Source organism: Mannheimia haemolytica (assembly GCA_900638155.1).
GTDB lineage: Bacteria > Pseudomonadota > Gammaproteobacteria > Enterobacterales > Pasteurellaceae > Mannheimia > Mannheimia glucosida.
Window position 1 is genome coordinate 1,274,691 of sequence record LR134495.1, and the last position, 18,607, is coordinate 1,293,297.

Genomic DNA, 18,607 nt, shown 5'->3' on the forward strand with positions numbered 1-18,607 from the left:
ATTGGAAAAAGGAACTTAGTGCAATATGCTTTTGGTTGAGTGCTTTTATTTTAGACGCTTTTGGGTGAAAATTTGTTTATCTTCCCAGCGGAGCATTGTTAAATGGCTTCCCCAAGCACAGCCAGTATCAAGGGCATAGATGTTTGGGCGAGTGTATTTGCCCATTAGGCTTGCCCAATGACCAAAGATAATGTTTTTCTGTGTAAATAACGGATTATCCAAGTCAAACCAAGCCAGCAGTTCTTGAGGGGCTTGTTCAAGCGGTAATTTACAGTCAAAATCTAACCGCTTGTCGGTGTAGCAAAACCGCATACGAGTCAATACATTAATGATATAACGCCAACGTTCAACACCTTGCAAATCTTCACTCCAGCGTTCGGGCTTATTCTCATACATTTGGGCGATGTAGTCCGCATAATTGTCACTTTGTAGCACCTTTTCTGCCTCTTTGGCACAAGCGAGCGTAGTTACTAAATCCCACTCAGGGCTGATTCCTGCGTGAGTCAGCAAAAATTGATGTTTGGGGTGATGAATTACAAGCGGTTGATTTCTGAGCCAATTTTGCAAATCGAGCCGATCTTTAGCCTCAAAAATAGCATCAATCTTATCATTTGGTTTTACCCGTTTGATGCCAAGCATTGTGGCAAGCAAGTGCAAATCGTGGTTGCCTAGCACGGTTTTGGCATTGTTTGCAGAGTCTTTCACAAAACGTAAACAGGCTAAAGAGTCCTCACCACGGGCGACTAAATCCCCTGTTAAAAAGAGTTCGTCTTGCTTGGGGTTATAATTGACTTTTTCTAATAAAAGCTGAAATTCGTTAAAGCAACCGTGTAGGTCGCCTACAATATAAGTTGCCATTGTTTCTCCTTTGTTCCCCTAAAGTTATAAACAAGCGGTTATATTTTAGAGAAAATTTGCAAAATCTCATCAAAATATAACCGCTTGAAATTTAAATGATATTTCCTACGATTGAGCGAGTTTCTAAGCGTACTTCGGTGAGTTTCACTTTCACCGCTTGCCCGATCTGATAGGCTTTTTCACCTTTAATATAAAGTGCAAGTTCTTCTTGGCGGTATTCCATTTCCTCTTTGTTGTCGTGCAAGCTGGAGAATGGCACAAAAATTTGAGCACCGTTTTTTATGACTTTCGCACGCAAGCCACCACGGGAAACATCTGCAATTTCGCACTCAAATTCGACCGCTTGTTCCACCATTGGGGCAAGGTAACGAGCATAAAGCCAGTCAGCAATATCACGTTCTACTAAACGGTTTTGACGGCGAGCTTCTTGTAAACGGCTTAAAACTGATTCTTCCACCGCTTGGCTTTGTTTGCCAAGTAACACTTGCTTGATTAAACGGTGGTTTACCATATCGCCATATTTACGGATGGGTGATGTCCAAGTGGCGTAATCGGTAATGCCTAGCCCGAAATGCGGGGCAACTTCGGCTTTAAATTCAGCGAAGGTTAAATAACGTCGTAAACGCAACTCTAAGAATTTCTCTGGGTAGTCTTGAATATCACGTTGCATTTGGCAATAGCCTTCTAAGGTTGCTAAACGCTCGGCGGAGTAGCGTTCGGCAAGCTCATCACGATTTTCATCGCTGGCTAAAGTTTGGAGTAAAAATGATTTTACCAATTCATAATTTTTCGGATCAAAACCTGAATGGGTATTAAATACACCGGTTTTGGCATGTTGGCTTAAGAATTTTGCACAACAAATATTGGCAAGAATCATTGATTCTTCGATCATTTGATTCGCAATACGGCGATATTCAACGTGAATATCTTTTACCGAGCCATCTTCATTTAACTCAAAGGTATAATCGCCTTGTTCTTTGAATAGCAACGCATTCTCGGCACGCCATTGAATGCGGGCTTGAGTAAATTGATGTAGCCACTCAATTTGTTGTTTTGTTTCTTCAGACTGAGGTTGCCACGCATTTTCCACGCCTTCGAGATAATCGGAAACATCGTCGTAAGCCAAGCGATCTTTTGATTCGACCCAAGCAGAGGTAAAGGTTGTCTCTTTAATGAGATTGCCGTTTAAATCGGTTTCAATAAAGCCAACGAGGGCAGGGCGTTTTTCATTCGGGACAAGCGAACAGAGATCGTCTGAGAGTTCTCGAGGTAACATTGGAATGTTAAAGCCCGGTAAATAGTTGGTGAAACAACGCTGGCGAGCGGCTTTTTCAATATGGGAATTTTCTGGGATATAAGCGGTTGGGTCAGCAATCGCTACCACTAAACGCCAGCCGGTTTGCTCGCCATTTTGCTTAATTGGTTCGATGAACAGAGCATCGTCCATATCTTGCGTGCTTGGGCTGTCAATAGTGGTAAAGTAAAGATGAGATAAATCTTCACGAGCTAATTCATCGTGTAATTCATAGCTTTTTTCATTTGCGACCGGTTCACGAGGCTGTTCGTGGCGGGCAAGTGTGACCCACCAAGGGGCGAAATTATCGGATTCTTTACAGATAAATTGGGTAACTTGGGCAAAGAAAAAACGGTCGTCACGCAACGGATGCGTTTTTAATTGTGCCACCACCCAGTCGCCATTTTCTAATTTTTCAGTGACTTTTTTATGGGTATTTGCCGGAATGGTTTGTTTGACACTTGGGTGATCAACCGCAAGTTGCAATTTGCCCTCTTTATTTAAACGCACTTGGGCGATAAAACGCTCAAGCATTGGCTCAATCAGAGAGTCAATTTCCACCTGTTCTTTATCGCCTTCACGTTTGACTACGGCTTTTACCTTATCACCGTGCATTACTTTTTTCATTTCCGCAGGTGGAATAAAATAGCTTTTTTTATCGCATTCTAAAAAACCGAAGGCTTTGTCTGAGGCTTTTACCGTACCTTCGACATACTCTTTACTTGCCTCGATTTGCTGTTTGAGTTGAGCTAAAAGGGGATTGTTTTGAAACATAATTTCTCATTTTAAAAATAAAAAAAGGTGCTATCGTTGCACCGAAAAAACAATGGCATTATAACGGATTTGAACCAAGTTCAGCAAATAAATGCTGTTGCTATAACTTATAAAGGTTAGTAGAATATAATCCATTTAAAAATAATGGAGACTTTTCAATGAAAAAATTACTTGCAATTGCAACAGTATTTTCTTTAGCAGCCTGTTCGACTCAAACACTTGAACTATCTCCTGCCAAGGAAGCTCAATATGATCGTGTTCAACACTTCTTTGTTTCAGGGCTTGCTCAAAAACAAGAGATAGATGCGGCAAAAATTTGTAATGGTGCAGATAAGGTAGGTAAGGTAGAAACTGAAACTACTTTCTTTAATGGCTTGTTAGGTACAATTACTTATGGTATCTATTCACCTCGCCAAATCCGTGTATATTGTAACTAATCCTAGTAATTTAAGGAGTTGAAAATGAAAAAATTGCTTGCTATGTCTGTATTAACAGCCCTGCTGACTACAGCATGTACAACACAAACTGCCCATATTGGCGGCAAAGTTACTGATAACATTAAGCCAACTAAGAGTGTAACTCAGTCGTTCTTTATAGGTGGGATTGGGCAAGAAGAAACATTGAATATTGTAGAGGTTTGTGGTTCCAAAGATAAAGTGCAGCAGGTTGAAACAGTACTTTCAGGTGGGGACATTCTATTAGGTCTTGTGACTATCGGTATTTATACACCTCGTACTGCAAATGTATATTGTAAGTAATATTTTATTAAAAAAATAACGGACTCAATTGAGTCCGTTATTTTTATAGGAATTACTCTTCGTCGCCTAATTCACCCATTGCCATTACGCTGAAGCCGGCATCAACGTGTAACACTTCACCTGTTACACCAGAGGCTAAATCTGAGCATAAGAAAGCTGCAGAGTTACCTACATCATCAATAGTTACGGTGCGGCGTAAAGCAGCGGTTTTCTCGAAAGCAGAAAGCATTTTCTTGAAGTTTTTAATTCCTGAAGCAGCTAATGTGCGGATCGGGCCGGCTGAAATCGCATTTACACGAATACCTTCTTTACCTAAATCGGCTGCCATTACACGGGTTGCAGCTTCTAAAGAGGCTTTGGCTAAGCACATTACATTGTAGTTAGGGATTGCACGCTCTGCACCTAAGTAACTTAAGGTTAAAAGGGCGGCATTTTCATTTAAGAACGGGCGAGCAGCTTGAGCCATTGCAACAAAGCTATAGGCACTGATGTCGTGTGCAATACGATAACCTTCACGGGTTGCGGCATTTACATAATCACCGTCTAATTGATCACCTGGTGCAAATGCGATAGCGTGAACGAAACCATCAAATTTTTCCCAATGTTTGCTTAATTCAATGAAGCACTCGGTAATGCTTTCATCGGTTGCCACATCTAATGGCAGGACAATTTCTGAACCAAATTCTTTGGCAAATTCTTCAACACGTGGTTTTAATTTATCGTTTAAGTAGGTGAATGCAAGTTCTGCACCTTGTTGTTTCATTGCGTTTGCAATACCGTATGCGATTGAACGGTTGCTTGCTAAACCTGTTACTAAAATACGTTTACCAGTTAAGATACCCATAAAAATTCCTCTTTTATATTGATTGGGGCAAAATTGTGTCGATTATAACGGATATAGGAAAAACGGGCAAATGGAGTTAGCGGCTCATCGGATCAGAAATCCCTTTTTGAATGTGGTTTCAAAAAGGGATTTGATAAGATAAATTAAGCGGTAGTTTGAGCAATAATATTTTGTTGCGGTTTGATTGCCCCGGCTAATTCGGCTAATTCTTCCATACGGTTAATAATAATATACTTTCCTTGTACTGAAATCATACCGCTTTTTTGGAAACGCCCTAGTAAACGGCTAATGGTCTCAATGGTTAAACCAAGATAATTGCCGATATCTCCACGGGTCATGGTTAAGCGGAATTCTTTTGCAGAGAAACCACGGGCTGAGTAACGTTGGGAGAGGTTATACAAAAATGCCGCCAGTTTTTCCTCCGCATTCATTTTTGAGAGTAATAGAATCATTTCTTGATCACTTTTAATTTCATTACTCATCAAACGCATAATTTGATGGCGGATTTTCGGCATTTTGCCAGCAAGATCATCTAAAATATCGAATGGAATTTCACAAATCATTGAGGTTTCGAGCGCTTGAGCATAGCCTTCGTGCTGCATATTCGTAATTGCATCAAAGCCAATCAGATCGCCAGGTAAATGGAAACCGGTAATTTGCTCTTCGCCACTTTCACTTAAGGTATAGGCTTTTAGTGTCCCAGAACGGATAGCATAAAGCGAACGCAGTTCATCACCTGACTTAAAAATAACTTGCGATTTTTGAATCGGTTTTTTACGCTCAATAATATTATCTAGTTGAGTTAATTCCGTTTCATTAAGAGTAAAAGGTAAGCATAGTTGGCTAATACTGCAATTTTGACAATGAATTGTGCAAGTATGACGTCCGCTTGTTTTAGGTTCTGATACAATTTTCATCCATTCAACCTTAAATTAGAAAAGTATTCCTAAATTTGATTTAGAACAAAGTTTACCATTAAATTTACATGAAGCAAAGTATACCAAGGAAAAATAAAAATACTTACAAAGAGGTATAAAAAATATAATCAAATTTTTATTTTTGAGATCTACTTCAAGTTTTTATCAAAAAGAGTGTGTTAGTATGTTTATACACAAAGTAAACAACTCTCACAAGCAAGGAGCATATTATGTATAAACATATCTTAGTTGCAGTGGATCTTTCTGAAGAAAGTCTTGTTTTAGTGCGTAAGGGGGCTGCGTTAGCAGAAAAATGCGGAGCTAAACTTTCCCTCATTCACGTTGATGTTAATTTTTCGGATCTCTATACAGGATTAATTGATATTAATATGTCTTCGGTACAAGACAGTGTTGTTGAAGAAACAAATACGGCACTGGCTGAACTTGCCTCAAAAGTAAATTATCCTGTATCTGAATGTTTAAACGGAACGGGAGATTTTAGTCAGGTTTTGGAAGAGGCCGTAGAAAAACACAATGTCGATTTACTCATCACCGGCCATCATCAGGACTTCTGGAGTAAATTTATGTCTTCAACTCGTCAAGTCATGAATAATATCACTGTTGATATGCTGGTTGTGCCATTAGCAGATGAATAGCAAGAAAGTGAATGAAAAATAACCGCTTGAGACAGTTTATCTGTCTTACAAGCGGTTATTTTTTTAGGAAAATTTACAAAAATTATTTAATTGAAAAAATAAGTAGCATATAGCTCCCCCAATAGCATAAAAAATGTGTAAAATAGCAAGATAACTAAATGTTTAACTTCTATTTACAAAAAGAGTGATTTTTAATGAAAACAACTTCAGATATCAGACAATCTTTTCTAGAGTTTTTCCAAACTAAAGGACATACGATTGTTCCAAGCAGCTCTCTTGTTCCCGAGAATGATCCGACATTATTATTTACCAATGCGGGCATGAACCAATTCAAAGATGTTTTTCTTGGGTTAGAAAAACGCCCTTATAGCAGAGCGACTACGGCACAACGTTGTGTACGTGCAGGTGGTAAACACAATGATTTAGAAAACGTAGGTTATACCGCTCGCCATCATACTTTTTTTGAAATGATGGGGAATTTCAGCTTTGGTGATTACTTCAAGCAAGATGCAATCAAATTCGGTTGGGAGTTTTTAACTTCTCCACAATGGCTTGGCTTACCAAAAGAAAAATTATATGTAACTGTGTATGAAACTGATGATGAAGCCTACGATATTTGGCATAAAGAAGTAGGTGTACCATCGGAACATATTATTCGCATTGGCGATAATAAAGGCGCACCTTATGCTTCAGATAACTTCTGGGCGATGGGCGATACCGGTCCTTGTGGCCCTTGTACCGAGATTTTCTATGATCACGGGCCTGAGCATTGGGGAGGCTTACCGGGTAGCCCAGAAGAAGATGGCGACCGCTATATTGAGGTATGGAATATTGTATTTATGCAGTTCAATCGTTTAGCAGACGGTACGATGGAAAAACTGCCTAAGCCTTCTGTAGATACAGGGATGGGGTTAGAACGTATGACTGCGGTAATGCAACACGTAAACTCCAACTACGAAACGGATATTTTCCAAACTTTAATTAAAGAAGTCGCTACTTTGCTTAATGTGAAAGATTTAGATAATAAATCTTTACGTGTAGTGGCAGACCATATTCGTGCTTGTTCCTATCTGATTGCCGATGGTGTTTTACCTTCAAATGAAGGAAGAGGCTATGTATTACGCCGTATTATCCGCCGTGCGGTTCGTCACGGTAATATTTTGGGTGCAAAAGAAGCCTTTTTCTATAAATTGGTGCCAACACTTGCAACGGTAATGGGGCAAGCTGGTGAGGTGCTGACCCAAAAACAAGCGCATATTCAAAAGACACTCAAAGCAGAAGAAGAGCAATTTGCCCGTACTCTTGAGCGTGGATTGAATTTATTAGAAGATGCATTAGCGAAAGTGGAAAATAAAACCTTATCCGGAGAGGTTGCGTTCAAACTTTATGACACCTACGGGTTCCCGTTAGATTTAACTGCTGATGTTTGCCGTGAGCGTGATATTAAAATTGACGAAGATGGCTTCAATGCAGAAATGACCGCACAACGTGAGCGTGCGAAAGCCAGCAGTAGCTTTGGCACAGATTATAACAATGTGATTAAAGTGGACGGTAAAACATGCTTTAGTGGATATACTGAAACCAGCTTAAATGATGCTACTGTAATTGGGTTATTTAGTAATGGAAAATCGGTTGAGTCTATTCAATCGGGTGAAAATGCGGTAGTGATTTTAGATAAAACCCCATTCTATGCAGAAATGGGTGGACAAGTGGGTGATAGCGGTCAAATTTCCGCAGAAATTTGCAATTTTGAGGTAGTAGATACGCAAAAATATGGTCAAGTATTCGGGCATATTGGGCAATTAACTTCCGGCTCACTTTCTGTTGGCGACAAAGTTAATACGATCGTAGATAGAGAGCGTCGTCATGCTATTACATTAAACCACAGTGCTACCCACTTACTGCATTCTGCGTTACGCCAAGTGCTAGGCGACCACGTTGCTCAAAAAGGCTCATTAGTGTCAGAAAATATTTTACGTTTTGATATTTCTCAGCCGGAAGCAATTACTAAATCACAACTTGAAGAAGTTGAACGTATCGTGAATGCTAAAGTGCGTGAAAATATTCAGGTAATCATTGAAGAAATGGATATTGAATCTGCAAAAGCGAAAGGTGCAATGGCGTTATTTGGTGAAAAATATGGCGAAGTAGTGCGTGTAGTGGAAATGTCAGATTTCTCGATTGAACTCTGTGGCGGCACACACGTCAAACAAACCGGTGATATTGGGCTATTCAAAATTACCTCTGAAGGCGCAGTAGCGGCAGGTGTACGCCGTATTGAGGCTGTCACTGGAGAAAATGCGATTGCTTGGTTACATACCTTACAACAAGCCGTTCAACAAAGTGCTGAATTGTTAAAAGCAGACAGTCATTCACTCGTTGAGAAAATTGTTCAATTACAAGAGAAGGCTAAACGTACAGAAAAAGAGCTTCAACAGCTAAAAGATAAGCTGGCGGCTCAAGCAGGTTCAGATTTAGCGAAACAAGCTACCCAAATCAATGGCGTGAATGTAGTAATTCAACAATTAGAGAATGTTGAACCAAAAGCATTGAGAACGGTGGTTGATGATCTAAAAAATCAATTAGGAAGTGCAGTAATTGTATTTGCTACAGCTTCCGAAGATAAGGTAAATCTGATTGTAGGTGTTACAAAAGATTTAACTGATAAAGTCAATGCTGGTCAATTAGTTGGTGCAATGGCGGAGAAAGTTGGAGGTAAAGGGGGCGGACGTCCTGATATGGCAATGGCCGGAGGCTCAGAACCACAACATTTATCGCAAGCATTGTTACTTGCTCAAGAATGGATTACAGCAAAACTTTAAAAATAATAACAAGGCGAGCTGAACTCGCCTTTAAAACTTTACTCTATATTTAAGTATTTATAGAGTTTTTCACTTTTTAGGAGACAATTATGCTTATTCTAACTCGTAAGATTGGGGAAGTTTTACTCGTAGGAGATGATGTTGAGATTACGGTACTCAGCATCCGAGGAAATCAAGTTAAATTAGGTGTGAATGCACCAAAAGAAATCTCTGTACACCGCAGAGAAATTTATGAAAGAATAAAAGCCTCAGTAGAAGAGGAAAATGCGGAATAAGCATTTTAACTGTAAAGCTGCTAGATGATAACAGCGAAGCAGGCAATGCAAAATTTTCTGAAAATTGACCGCTTGTTATGTCTAAGCGGTTTATTTCAGTTATATCTAATATTTTAAGTCATCAAAGGATTCCAAATGAAAGTCATTATTCCTGTTGCTGGACTGGGAACGCGTATGTTACCCGCAACCAAAGCTATTCCAAAAGAAATGCTTACCCTTGCAGATAAACCTCTTATTCAATATATTGTAAATGAATGTGTGGCTGCAGGTTTCAAAGAAATTGTATTGGTTACTCACTCTTCAAAGAATGCTATCGAAAACCATTTTGATACCTCTTTTGAATTGGAAACGATGCTGGAGAAACGAGTAAAACGTCAATTATTAGATGATGTACGTTCTATTGTACCAAAAGATGTTACCTTAATTCACGTTCGCCAAGGGCAAGCTAAAGGTTTAGGTCATGCGGTTCTATGTGGACGAGCAGTGGTTGGCGATGAACCGTTTGCGGTTGTATTACCGGATGTGTTACTTGGTGAATTTACAGCAAACCAAAAAACAGAAAATTTAGCTGCGATGGTGAAGCGTTTCCAAGAAACCGGATATAGCCAAATTATGGTTGCGCCGGTTCCAATGGAAAATGTAAGTAGCTATGGGGTTGCTGACTGCCATGGTGTAGATATCCCTCTCGGGGGGGCAGCGCCTATTGCGAAAATGGTTGAAAAACCAAGTATTGAAGAGGCGCCTTCTAATTTAGCTGTAGTAGGACGTTATGTATTTTCCTCAAATATTTGGAATTTATTAGAAAAAACGCCAGTAGGCGTAGGTGATGAAATCCAGTTGACGGATGCAATTGATATGTTGATTCACCAAGAAACGGTTGAAGCTTTTCATATGACAGGGCGCTCATTTGATTGTGGTGATAAAGTCGGCTATATGAAAGCATTTGTAGAATATAGTTTAAACCACGACAAATGTGGAAAAGAATTTAAAGCATTTGTTAAAGAGTTAGCTAAATCACTCTAAATCTTAAAGTTTAGACTATGAGCTTAAGGGCTGTGTCCGATATTCTATTGGATCCAGTCCTTTCTATTTATGGCATCATAAATTAGTGTAGTCATAATAAATTTTCAGATTCATTTACCTTTAAAATGCTTTTTTGCAAAAAATCACCCATATTTGACCGCTTGTATTGTTCATTTCTCTTGTCTGCGTTTTATCCATTCCCATTTTGATTACATTCAGTTACAATAAATGCCATTTTGTATAGAAATTAAAGATTAAGCCCGTATGCAGAACGAATTGGCACAGACTATTCCAGAACTCATCTCTTGGACGAAAGATCGTGAATTTTCGCTTTCACTCTCTTCCGACCGCTTAGCGTTTCTACTTGCTATCTCTATTTATAATCAAGAACAGACAGATGGTGAATTGTTAGAAAGCGATCTTGTTGATCTTTTCCGTTATGTTTCAAATTCGTTTGAGCAATCTGATGCCACTTTTATCCAGCGTGCCAATAATGCGATTAATGATTTAGTCAGACAACGTTTGTTAAACCGTTTCAGTAGCGAATTTACGGAAGGTTTGGCAATTTATCGTGTTACGCCGTTAGGGGTAGGGATTTCAAATTATTACGTTCGACAGCGGGAATTTTCTACCCTGCGCTTATCAATCCAACTTTCGATTGTGGCAGATGAAATTCAGAGAGCATCAGTAGCAGCCGAAGAGGGAACTGAACAGGCGGCAGATGAACGTTTTTGGCGAAACAATGTGTTTGCCCCATTGAAATATTCGGTGGCGGAAATTTTTGACAGCATCGATCTTTCGCAACGGATTATGGATGAAAACCAACACCAAATTCGTGAGCGAATAGCCGAACTGCTTAGCCAAAACTGGCACGAAGCAATTATGAGTTGTGAGCAGTTGTTAGACGAAACCTCGGGGAATTTGCGTGAGTTGCAAGATACCTTAAATGCAGCCGGCGATAAACTGCAAGCTCAATTATTACGGATTCAAAGTTGCCTGATGGCTCGTGATGATTTGGATTTTATCGATCAGCTGATTGTGAATTTACAAAATAAGCTAGACCGCATTATCAGTTGGGGGCAGCAAGCTATCGATCTTTGGATCGGTTATGACCGCCACGTGCATAAATTTATTCGTACTGCGATTGATATGGACAAAAACCGTGTATTCGGGCAACGTTTACGCCAATCGATCCAAGATTATTACAACAACCCTTGGCTGCTTTATACTGCAAAAGCCGATTCATTACTAGACTTGCGTGATGATGAGGCGATGTTAAATGAGGCAGAATCGGTGGGCGAGTTGCCAAGTGAGTTAGAGTATGAGTCGCTTTCAGATGTGCAAGAGCAAATTGTTTCGGCAATGCAAGCTCATTTAGCGCCGTTCCGTGCTGAAGGTAAACCGATAGATTTAGGCGTTATCTTGCGTGAACAGCTTGCCCGATTCCCGGAATCCCGTCACTTTGACGTAGCCCGTATTATTGTGGATCAAGCCGTTAAGTTAGGTATGGCAAGCCAAGACAGCCAAGCCGTTTACCCACAATGGCAGCCGATTAACGAGCAAGGGGCAGAAGTGCAGGCGAACGTTATCGACCAATACAATAAATAACAAGCGGTCGTTTTTACCCAAAATTTTGCAAAATTAAAGAGAATGACAATGACAGACAATATCCAAGATCTCATTTCCCCAAAACTGGCACTTGCGATTGCCAATCCGATTTTTCCGGAGCTGGACAGCCAATTACGTGCCGGTCGCCACATTAATACCGAGCAGCTTGACCAACACGCCTTTTTGATGGATTTTCAAGCGGAACTAGAGAGTTTTTACCGCCGTTATCACGTTGAGTTGATTCGAGCTCCGGAAGGCTTTTTTTACTTACGTCCGAAAGCCTCGACTCTGATTGCCCGTTCGGCAATGTCGGAAATGGAAATGTTAGTGGGTAAAGTGTTGTGCTACCTCTATTTAAGCCCGGAGCGTTTGGCTCAGCAGGGGATTTTCAGCCAAGATGATGTGTATGAAGAATTACTCAGTCTTGCCGATGAAAGCAAATTATTAAAAGCGGTAAACCCACGTTCGACCGGTTCTGATTTAGACCGTGCCAAGTTGGCAGAAAAAGTCGGCGGAGCATTACGCAGATTAGCCCGTATCGACATTATTACCCGAGTGGGCGAGCAAAACAGCAAAAAATTTGTGATTTCAGAATCAGTCTTCCGCTTTGGGGCTGATGTGCGTACCGGTGATGACCTAAGAGAGGCCCAACTTCGCTTAATCCGTGATGGTGAAGCGACAACTCCAGCTTTGTTAAACGAACAAGCGGTCGAAATAGATGAAAATATTGCAGATGAAGAACCCTTTGACGGAGAAAATGAGTGATTTCATTCGAATAGATTCAGCATTTAATGAGTCTGCCCTAGCACGGTAAAGCCGAACTAGGTTAAGCATAAAGCAGCCCTCCAAGGCTGAAGTTGCGATTAGAGTAGCGGAGCTACTCACCTATACCTAACCTAGTACGCTTTAGCGTGCTAGGACAATTAGTGAGAAAACATAATGATTGATACCACAGAATTGCAAACTAATCCTCAAATTGCACCGCTTGCACGACCAAATGATGTACAACGCGGTAAATTTCTCTCTTTAACGTTGATTAACTGGAACGGTTTTTTTGCTCGAACCTTTGATTTAGATGACTTAGTAACCACGCTTTCAGGTGGTAACGGCGCAGGTAAATCCACTACAATGGCTGGGTTTGTAACCGCGTTGATCCCCGATTTAACCTTGCTTAATTTCCGCAATACAACTGAGGCAGGCTCAACCGCCGGTTCTCGTGATAAAGGCTTATACGGTAAGTTAAAAGCAGGTGTTTGCTATGCGGTGTTAGAGTCATTCAATTCCCGTGGGCAACGGATTATTACCGGTGTGCGTTTGCAACAAATTGTCGGACGGGATAAAAAAGTCGATATTCGTTCGTTCTCGCTCCAGAATATTCCCCAAGAGCAAAGCATTATCAGCCTACTCACCGAACAAGTGGGGAATAAGGCTAGAGTGCTGGCGTTAAATGAACTCAAAGATCAATTTGAGAACAGCGAAGTTCAATTCAAACAGTATCATTCGATTACCGATTACCACAGTTTTATGTTCGATTTAGGCGTAATTCCAAAACGCCTTCGCTCGGCAGCCGACCGTAGCAAATTCTACAAACTAATCGAGGCCTCGCTTTATGGTGGTATTTCAAGTGTGATTACCAAATCCTTGCGTGATTACTTGTTACCGGAAAATACGGGCGTTCGCCAAGCGTTCCAAGATATGGAATCTGCTCTGCGTGAAAACCGTATGACCTTAGAGGCGATTAAGGTCACGCAATCGGATCGGGATATGTTCAAACGCTTAATTACCGAATCGACCAATTATGTGTCGGCGGATTATATGCGTAATGCGAATGAACGCCGTGGTAATGTGCAACAAGCGTTAGAACAACGTAAAGAGTGGTATGCGGCAAAATCTAAAATTTTGCTCGAACAGCAACGCTTTGTGGAATTTAGCCGTGAAAGTGCGGATATTGCCGAGGCAGAGCAGGCGTTAGAGGCAGATTACAATAGTGCGAACGATCATCTAAATTTAGTAATGAATGCGTTACGCCACCAAGAGAAAATCGAACGCTACCAAGACGAAGTTGAAGAGCTGAATATTAAGCTGGAAGAACAGCAAGAGGCATTAGAAGAAATTGCAGAAATTGCAGAAAATGCTCAGGCTCGAGCGGATGAGGCTGATGATCACGTTGAAGAATTGCGTTCCCAAATGGCGGATTACCAACAAGCTTTAGACGCACAGCAAACTCGCGCATTGCAATACCAACAAGCGGTGAATGCGTTAGAAAAAGCCGAACAGCTGACCGGCTTAGTGAATTTAGATTTAAATAATATTGAAGATTACCACGCAGAATTTGTGGCTCAAGCCGAAGATCTTACCGATCAAGTATTTGAGCTGGAGCAACGTTTAAGTGTGTCGGATATGGCGAAAACCCAATTTGAAAAAGCGTTTGAATTGGTTTGCAAAATTTCCGGTGAAATTGACCGCTTGCAAGCGTGGGAAGAGGCTCGAGCGTTACTTTCTGCCTTCCCTGAGCAAAAAATGCAGGCTCAACAAGCGGTGAGTTTACGCCAAAAACTCAACGATTTAGAACAGCGTTTGCAACAACAGCAAAATGCCCAGCGTTTAGTGGCGGAATTTAACCAAAAATCGCAACAACAGCTTAATTCAGCGGAAGAATTAGACGCCTATTTTGAAGAGCAGCAAGCTCGCCTAGAAGATTTAGAGGCAGAGCTTTCGGATTTTGTAGAGCAGCGTTCAACCCAACGCCAACAACGTGAACAGCTTAATCAACAATATCAGCAATTAGCGAAAAATGCACCGGCTTGGCATACGGCACAATCGGCTCTGGCTCGTTTGGAAGAGCAATGTGGCGAGAAGTTTGAAGCCAGCCAATCAGTGATGCAGTTTATGCAAAATATGTTGAGCAAAGAGCGTGAAGCCACCCTTGCTCGTGATGAATTGGCTCGTAAAGAACAACTGCTTGATGAGCAAATTAATCGCTTAAGCCAGCCGGACGGCTCGGAAGACGCCCGCTTAAACCAGTTGGCAGAACGTTTTGGCGGTGTGTTACTCTCTGAATTATATGATGATGTATCAATCGAAGATGCACCTTATTTCTCCGCCTTATACGGCGAGGCTCGCCACGCTATTGTAGTGCGTGATTTAGAGGCGGTTAAAACACAGCTAGAGAAATTAGACGATTGCCCAAGTGATCTTTATTTAATTGAAGGTGATCCGTCCGCCTTTGACGATGCGGTATTTAGTGCCGAGGAATTAGGCGAAGGCGTGGTGGTGAAAGTCTCCGATCGTCAATGGCGTTATTCTAAATTCCCTGAAGTGCCGTTATTCGGACGTGCTGCTCGTGAAAAACATTTAGCGACTTTAAAAGCAGAGCGTGATGAAACCGCAGAGAAACACGCTGAACGTGCCTTTGACGTGCAGAAATGCCAGCGTTTACATCAACACTTAAGCCAGTTTGTCGGCACGCACTTAAATTTAGCATTCCAAGAAAACCCTGAAATGTTAATGCAAGAGATTGCGGCAGAACGGGCAGAGATCGAACGTGAATTGGCACAATCAGCCGGTAACGAACAGCAATTACGCCACCAATTAGAAAGCGTAAAAGCCCAGTTGCAAATGTTGAATAAAATTCTACCGCTTGCGAGTTTATTAGCTGATGAAACGCTGGAAGCACGAGCACAAGAGTGCCGTGAACAATTAGAATTGGCGGAAGAAGATGAAATGTTTATCCGCCAATTTGGGGCAACATTAAGCCAACTTGAGCCGATTGCGGCTGCATTAAAAAGTGATCCGGCTTTATTTGAGCAGTTGGAAGCCGATTACCGCCGTTCGGTTGCCGAGCAAAAAGTGTTACAGCAAAAAGTGTTCAGTTTGGCTGATGTAATGAATCGCCGCCTACATTTTAGCTATCAAGAAACCGTGGGAACGGAAGGCTCGGCATTAACCGAACAGCTACGCCAACGTTTGGAGAATGCACAACGTGAGCGTGAACAGGCTCGAGATCAGTTGCGTCAAGCTCAAGCCCAACTTTCGCAATATAACCAAGTATTAACCGGTTTACGCAGTTCTTATGAGGCGAAAAGCCAAATGCTACAAGAGCTCATTCGTGAAATTGATGATTTGGGCGTGCGTGGCGATAGCGGAGCGGAAGAGCGAGCCAGATTCCGCCGTGATGAATTACAACAACGCTTAAGCCAGCAACGTTCCCGAAAAGGTTATTTAGACAAACAAATTGCGGTGATTGAAGCGGAAATGGATAACCTGAACCGCACCTTACGCAAAGCCGAACGCGATTACCATACACAACGTGAATTGGTCGTGCAGGCAAAAGCCAGCTGGTGTATTGTGCAACGTTTATCTCGTAACAGCGATGTAGAAAAACGCTTAAATCGCCGTGAGTTGGCGTATCAATCGGCAGAAGAATTACGTTCGATTTCAGATAAAGCTCTCGGGGCATTACGCACCGCCGTGGCGGATAATGAATACCTGCGTGATAGTTTGCGGGCTTCGGAAGATAGTCGTAAGCCGGAAAACAAAGTGGCGTTCTTTATTGCAGTTTATCAGCATTTGCGTGAGCGGATTCGCCAAGATATTATTAAAACTGATGACCCGATTGATGCGATTGAGCAGATGGAAATCGAGCTTTCACGTCTAACCAATGAATTAACTAGTCGTGAGAAAAAACTGGCGATCAGTGCGGAAAGTGTGGCGAATATTTTACGCAAAACCATTCAGCGTGAACAACAACGTATTTTGCAACTGAACCAAGGTTTACAAAATATTGCGTTCGGTCAGGTAAAAGGGGTGCGTTTGGTGGTGAATATCCGAGATACGCACGCCATTTTACTCAATGCGTTATCTAATAATCGAGAGGAACACAAAGATTTATTCGACAGCCAAAAATTGAGCTTCTCCGAAGCCTTAGCAATGTTGTATAAACGGGTGAATCCACATATTGAGATGGGGCAACGTACACCGCAAACCATTGGCGAAGAGTTATTGGATTACCGCAACTACTTAGATTTAGAAGTGGAAACGTTCCGTGGCGCAGACGGCTGGATGCGTGCAGAAAGTAGTGCGTTATCGACTGGTGAGGCGATCGGTACCGGTATGTCGATTCTCTTAATGGTAGTACAAAGCTGGGAAGAAGAGGCTCGTCGTATGCGTGCCAAAGATATTCTACCGGCTCGCTTATTGTTCTTAGATGAAGCGGCTCGATTAGATGCTACCTCAATTAATACGCTATTTGAACTCTGCGAACGCTTAGATATGCAGCTATTAATTGCCGCCCCTGAAAATATCAGCCCTGAACGAGGCACAACTTATAAATTGGTGCGTAAAATTACCAATAACCAAGAGTATGTTCACGTTGTTGGATTGAAGGGCTTTGCTAAGTAAAATTAGCACATTTAAGCTAAATGTGAATTAAAGGATTGCTGATGGAAACATTGGCAATCTTTTTATTTTCAGAAATTTGGAAATTTGATTTTGTTTTTACATTTATTTTTAAAATTTTGAAAATAAATGTGTTTTTCTCGGATTTCATTAATATGAAACTTGCACGAAAAGCTCAACGGAGACTATCGTTTCTTAGAGTATTTAGCCTTGCCTTTGCGGCTTTTATGGTAAACACCACCGAATTTATTCCGATTGCGTTGCTTTCAGATATTGCAAACAGTTTCCAAATGGAACCTTCAGCGGCAGGTATTATGATGACGGTTTATGCATGGGTGGTATTTTCGTTATCGTTACCGCTGATGTTACTTACCGCGAATATGGAAAGAAAACGGCTGTTGCTGATGTTATTTACGGTGTTTACCTTGAGCCATATTGTATCGGTAATGGCAACGGATTTTTGGATCTTACTGATTTCTCGGGTATTAATTGCGATTGCCCACGCTATTTTCTGGTCGATTACAGCATCACTTGCCATTCGGCTTGCCCCGAAAGATAAGAAAAAACAAGCGTTGGGGCTACTGACATTAGGCAGTTCACTGGCGATGATTTTAGGTTTGCCTCTTGGGCGAATGATCGGGCAAGCCTTAGGCTGGCGGGCAACCTTTGGCATTATTGGTGTTATCGCCTTGATTGTGCTAATGATGATTTGGCGGTTGCTGCCTTATTTACCAAGCAAAAATGCAGGCTCGATAAAAAGTTTGCCTTTGTTATTTAAACGCCCGATGTTAATCGGCATTTATTTGCTGGTGGCATTGATCGTTTCAGGACATTTTACCGCTTACAGCTATATTGAGCCGTTTATGATTAAAATCAGTTCGGTGAGTGTGGAAAACACCACATTTATTTTGCTGGTTTTTGGCTTAGCAGGTGTGGTGGCAAGTTTTTTATTTGGTCGCTTATATGGAAAAGGCCCGAATAAATTTATCTTAACTGGAATTGCCATTATTATGTTCAGCCAGCTTTGTTTACTGTTTTTGAGTGGGTCAACAGTTGCGATGTTTATGCTCGCTTTTTTATGGGGAATTGGTATTACCGGAATGAGCATTGCGTTACAAATAAAGGTACTTGAACTTGCCCCTGATGCTACTGATGTCGCAACGGCAATTTTTTCCGGCACTTATAATTTAGGCATTGGTGGTGGAGCATTACTGGGGAGTGCCGCCATTCAACAACTGGGTTTAGCTAACATTGGTTTTGTTGGTGGAAGCATTGCCTTTGTTGCAATGGTTTGGTTTGTGTTTATTAGCCTGAAATATAGGAAGGGTATATAGCTAACAAGCGGTCAGTTTTTGCGGAAATTTTGCAAATTTTCCGGTAA

Annotated in this window: 14 protein-coding genes; 10 read left to right on the plus strand and 4 right to left on the minus strand. The window is 41.3% G+C overall.

The annotated features are described in order from the left end of the window. Window positions 1-45 precede the first annotated feature (45 nt). Both apaH and EL242_RS06400 read right to left on the minus strand, forming a co-directional pair. A complete protein-coding gene (apaH, locus tag EL242_RS06395; protein ID WP_126301962.1) occupies window positions 46-858 on the minus strand; it encodes a bis(5'-nucleosyl)-tetraphosphatase (symmetrical) ApaH in 813 nt (270 codons plus the stop codon). 91 nt (window positions 859-949) lie between these two features. Further along, window positions 950-2,926, minus strand: a complete 1,977-nt coding sequence (locus EL242_RS06400; protein ID WP_126301963.1) for an exoribonuclease II — start codon at window positions 2,924-2,926, stop codon at window positions 950-952. Window positions 2,927-3,084: 158 nt separating this feature from the next. On the opposite strand from EL242_RS06400, the gene EL242_RS06405 reads away from it, so the two are divergent. Further along, window positions 3,085-3,363 (plus strand): Bor family protein, encoded by a 279-nt coding sequence (locus EL242_RS06405; RefSeq protein ID WP_006248149.1) that lies wholly within the window; start codon window positions 3,085-3,087, stop codon window positions 3,361-3,363. Between the two features lie 24 nt (window positions 3,364-3,387). After that, window positions 3,388-3,684: a Bor family protein gene (locus tag EL242_RS06410; protein WP_126301964.1), complete on the plus strand. Its 297-nt coding sequence runs from the start codon at window positions 3,388-3,390 to the stop codon at window positions 3,682-3,684. A gap of 52 nt (window positions 3,685-3,736) precedes the next feature. On the opposite strand, the gene EL242_RS06415 is transcribed toward EL242_RS06410, so the two are convergent. Next, window positions 3,737-4,528, minus strand: coding sequence for an enoyl-ACP reductase (locus tag EL242_RS06415; RefSeq protein ID WP_126301965.1), 792 nt, complete (start codon window positions 4,526-4,528; stop codon window positions 3,737-3,739). A 143-nt stretch (window positions 4,529-4,671) separates the two neighbouring features. Further along, window positions 4,672-5,445 (minus strand): FNR family transcription factor, encoded by a 774-nt coding sequence (locus EL242_RS06420; protein WP_126301966.1) that lies wholly within the window; start codon window positions 5,443-5,445, stop codon window positions 4,672-4,674. A gap of 230 nt (window positions 5,446-5,675) precedes the next feature. Between EL242_RS06420 and EL242_RS06425 the strand changes: the two genes are divergently transcribed. The 8 genes from EL242_RS06425 (at window position 5,676) to EL242_RS06460 (ending at window position 18,560) form a co-directional block, all read left to right on the plus strand. Further along, window positions 5,676-6,101 (plus strand): universal stress protein, encoded by a 426-nt coding sequence (locus tag EL242_RS06425; RefSeq protein ID WP_006252799.1) that lies wholly within the window; start codon window positions 5,676-5,678, stop codon window positions 6,099-6,101. A gap of 194 nt (window positions 6,102-6,295) precedes the next feature. Continuing rightward, window positions 6,296-8,923 (plus strand): alanine--tRNA ligase, encoded by a 2,628-nt coding sequence (gene alaS, locus EL242_RS06430; protein ID WP_126301967.1) that lies wholly within the window; start codon window positions 6,296-6,298, stop codon window positions 8,921-8,923. An 89-nt stretch (window positions 8,924-9,012) separates the two neighbouring features. After that, complete coding sequence (gene csrA / locus EL242_RS06435; RefSeq protein ID WP_006248142.1) at window positions 9,013-9,198, plus strand: carbon storage regulator CsrA; 186 nt, start codon at window positions 9,013-9,015, stop codon at window positions 9,196-9,198. Window positions 9,199-9,333: 135 nt separating this feature from the next. Continuing rightward, a complete protein-coding gene (galU, locus tag EL242_RS06440) occupies window positions 9,334-10,221 on the plus strand; it encodes a UTP--glucose-1-phosphate uridylyltransferase GalU (RefSeq protein WP_126301968.1) in 888 nt (295 codons plus the stop codon). A gap of 264 nt (window positions 10,222-10,485) precedes the next feature. Next, complete coding sequence (mukF, locus tag EL242_RS06445) at window positions 10,486-11,829, plus strand: chromosome partition protein MukF (RefSeq protein WP_126301969.1); 1,344 nt, start codon at window positions 10,486-10,488, stop codon at window positions 11,827-11,829. A 48-nt stretch (window positions 11,830-11,877) separates the two neighbouring features. Then, on the plus strand, window positions 11,878-12,594 hold the full coding sequence (gene mukE / locus EL242_RS06450) for a chromosome partition protein MukE (RefSeq protein WP_126301970.1): 717 nt from the start codon (window positions 11,878-11,880) through the stop codon (window positions 12,592-12,594). Between the two features lie 174 nt (window positions 12,595-12,768). After that, complete coding sequence (gene mukB / locus EL242_RS06455) at window positions 12,769-17,229, plus strand: chromosome partition protein MukB (protein ID WP_126301971.1); 4,461 nt, start codon at window positions 12,769-12,771, stop codon at window positions 17,227-17,229. A gap of 152 nt (window positions 17,230-17,381) precedes the next feature. After that, the gene (locus tag EL242_RS06460; protein ID WP_126301972.1) at window positions 17,382-18,560 is read left to right on the plus strand and encodes a sugar transporter; all 1,179 of its coding nucleotides are present in this window, start codon (window positions 17,382-17,384) and stop codon (window positions 18,558-18,560) included. Window positions 18,561-18,607: the final 47 nt, after the last annotated feature.

Excerpts from the sequence above, each read along its gene's own strand:
- apaH (WP_126301962.1), bottom strand. The coding sequence starts at position 858 with ATGGCAACTTATATTGTAGGCGACCTACACGGTTGCTTTAACGAATTT.
- EL242_RS06400 (WP_126301963.1), bottom strand. The coding sequence starts at position 2,926 with ATGTTTCAAAACAATCCCCTTTTAGCTCAACTCAAACAGCAAATCGAG.
- EL242_RS06405 (WP_006248149.1), top strand. The coding sequence starts at position 3,085 with ATGAAAAAATTACTTGCAATTGCAACAGTATTTTCTTTAGCAGCCTGT.
- EL242_RS06410 (WP_126301964.1), top strand. The coding sequence starts at position 3,388 with ATGAAAAAATTGCTTGCTATGTCTGTATTAACAGCCCTGCTGACTACA.
- EL242_RS06415 (WP_126301965.1), bottom strand. The coding sequence starts at position 4,528 with ATGGGTATCTTAACTGGTAAACGTATTTTAGTAACAGGTTTAGCAAGC.
- EL242_RS06420 (WP_126301966.1), bottom strand. The coding sequence starts at position 5,445 with ATGAAAATTGTATCAGAACCTAAAACAAGCGGACGTCATACTTGCACA.
- EL242_RS06425 (WP_006252799.1), top strand. The coding sequence starts at position 5,676 with ATGTATAAACATATCTTAGTTGCAGTGGATCTTTCTGAAGAAAGTCTT.
- alaS (WP_126301967.1), top strand. The coding sequence starts at position 6,296 with ATGAAAACAACTTCAGATATCAGACAATCTTTTCTAGAGTTTTTCCAA.
- csrA (WP_006248142.1), top strand. The coding sequence starts at position 9,013 with ATGCTTATTCTAACTCGTAAGATTGGGGAAGTTTTACTCGTAGGAGAT.
- galU (WP_126301968.1), top strand. The coding sequence starts at position 9,334 with ATGAAAGTCATTATTCCTGTTGCTGGACTGGGAACGCGTATGTTACCC.
- mukF (WP_126301969.1), top strand. The coding sequence starts at position 10,486 with ATGCAGAACGAATTGGCACAGACTATTCCAGAACTCATCTCTTGGACG.
- mukE (WP_126301970.1), top strand. The coding sequence starts at position 11,878 with ATGACAGACAATATCCAAGATCTCATTTCCCCAAAACTGGCACTTGCG.
- mukB (WP_126301971.1), top strand. The coding sequence starts at position 12,769 with ATGATTGATACCACAGAATTGCAAACTAATCCTCAAATTGCACCGCTT.
- EL242_RS06460 (WP_126301972.1), top strand. The coding sequence starts at position 17,382 with ATGAAACTTGCACGAAAAGCTCAACGGAGACTATCGTTTCTTAGAGTA.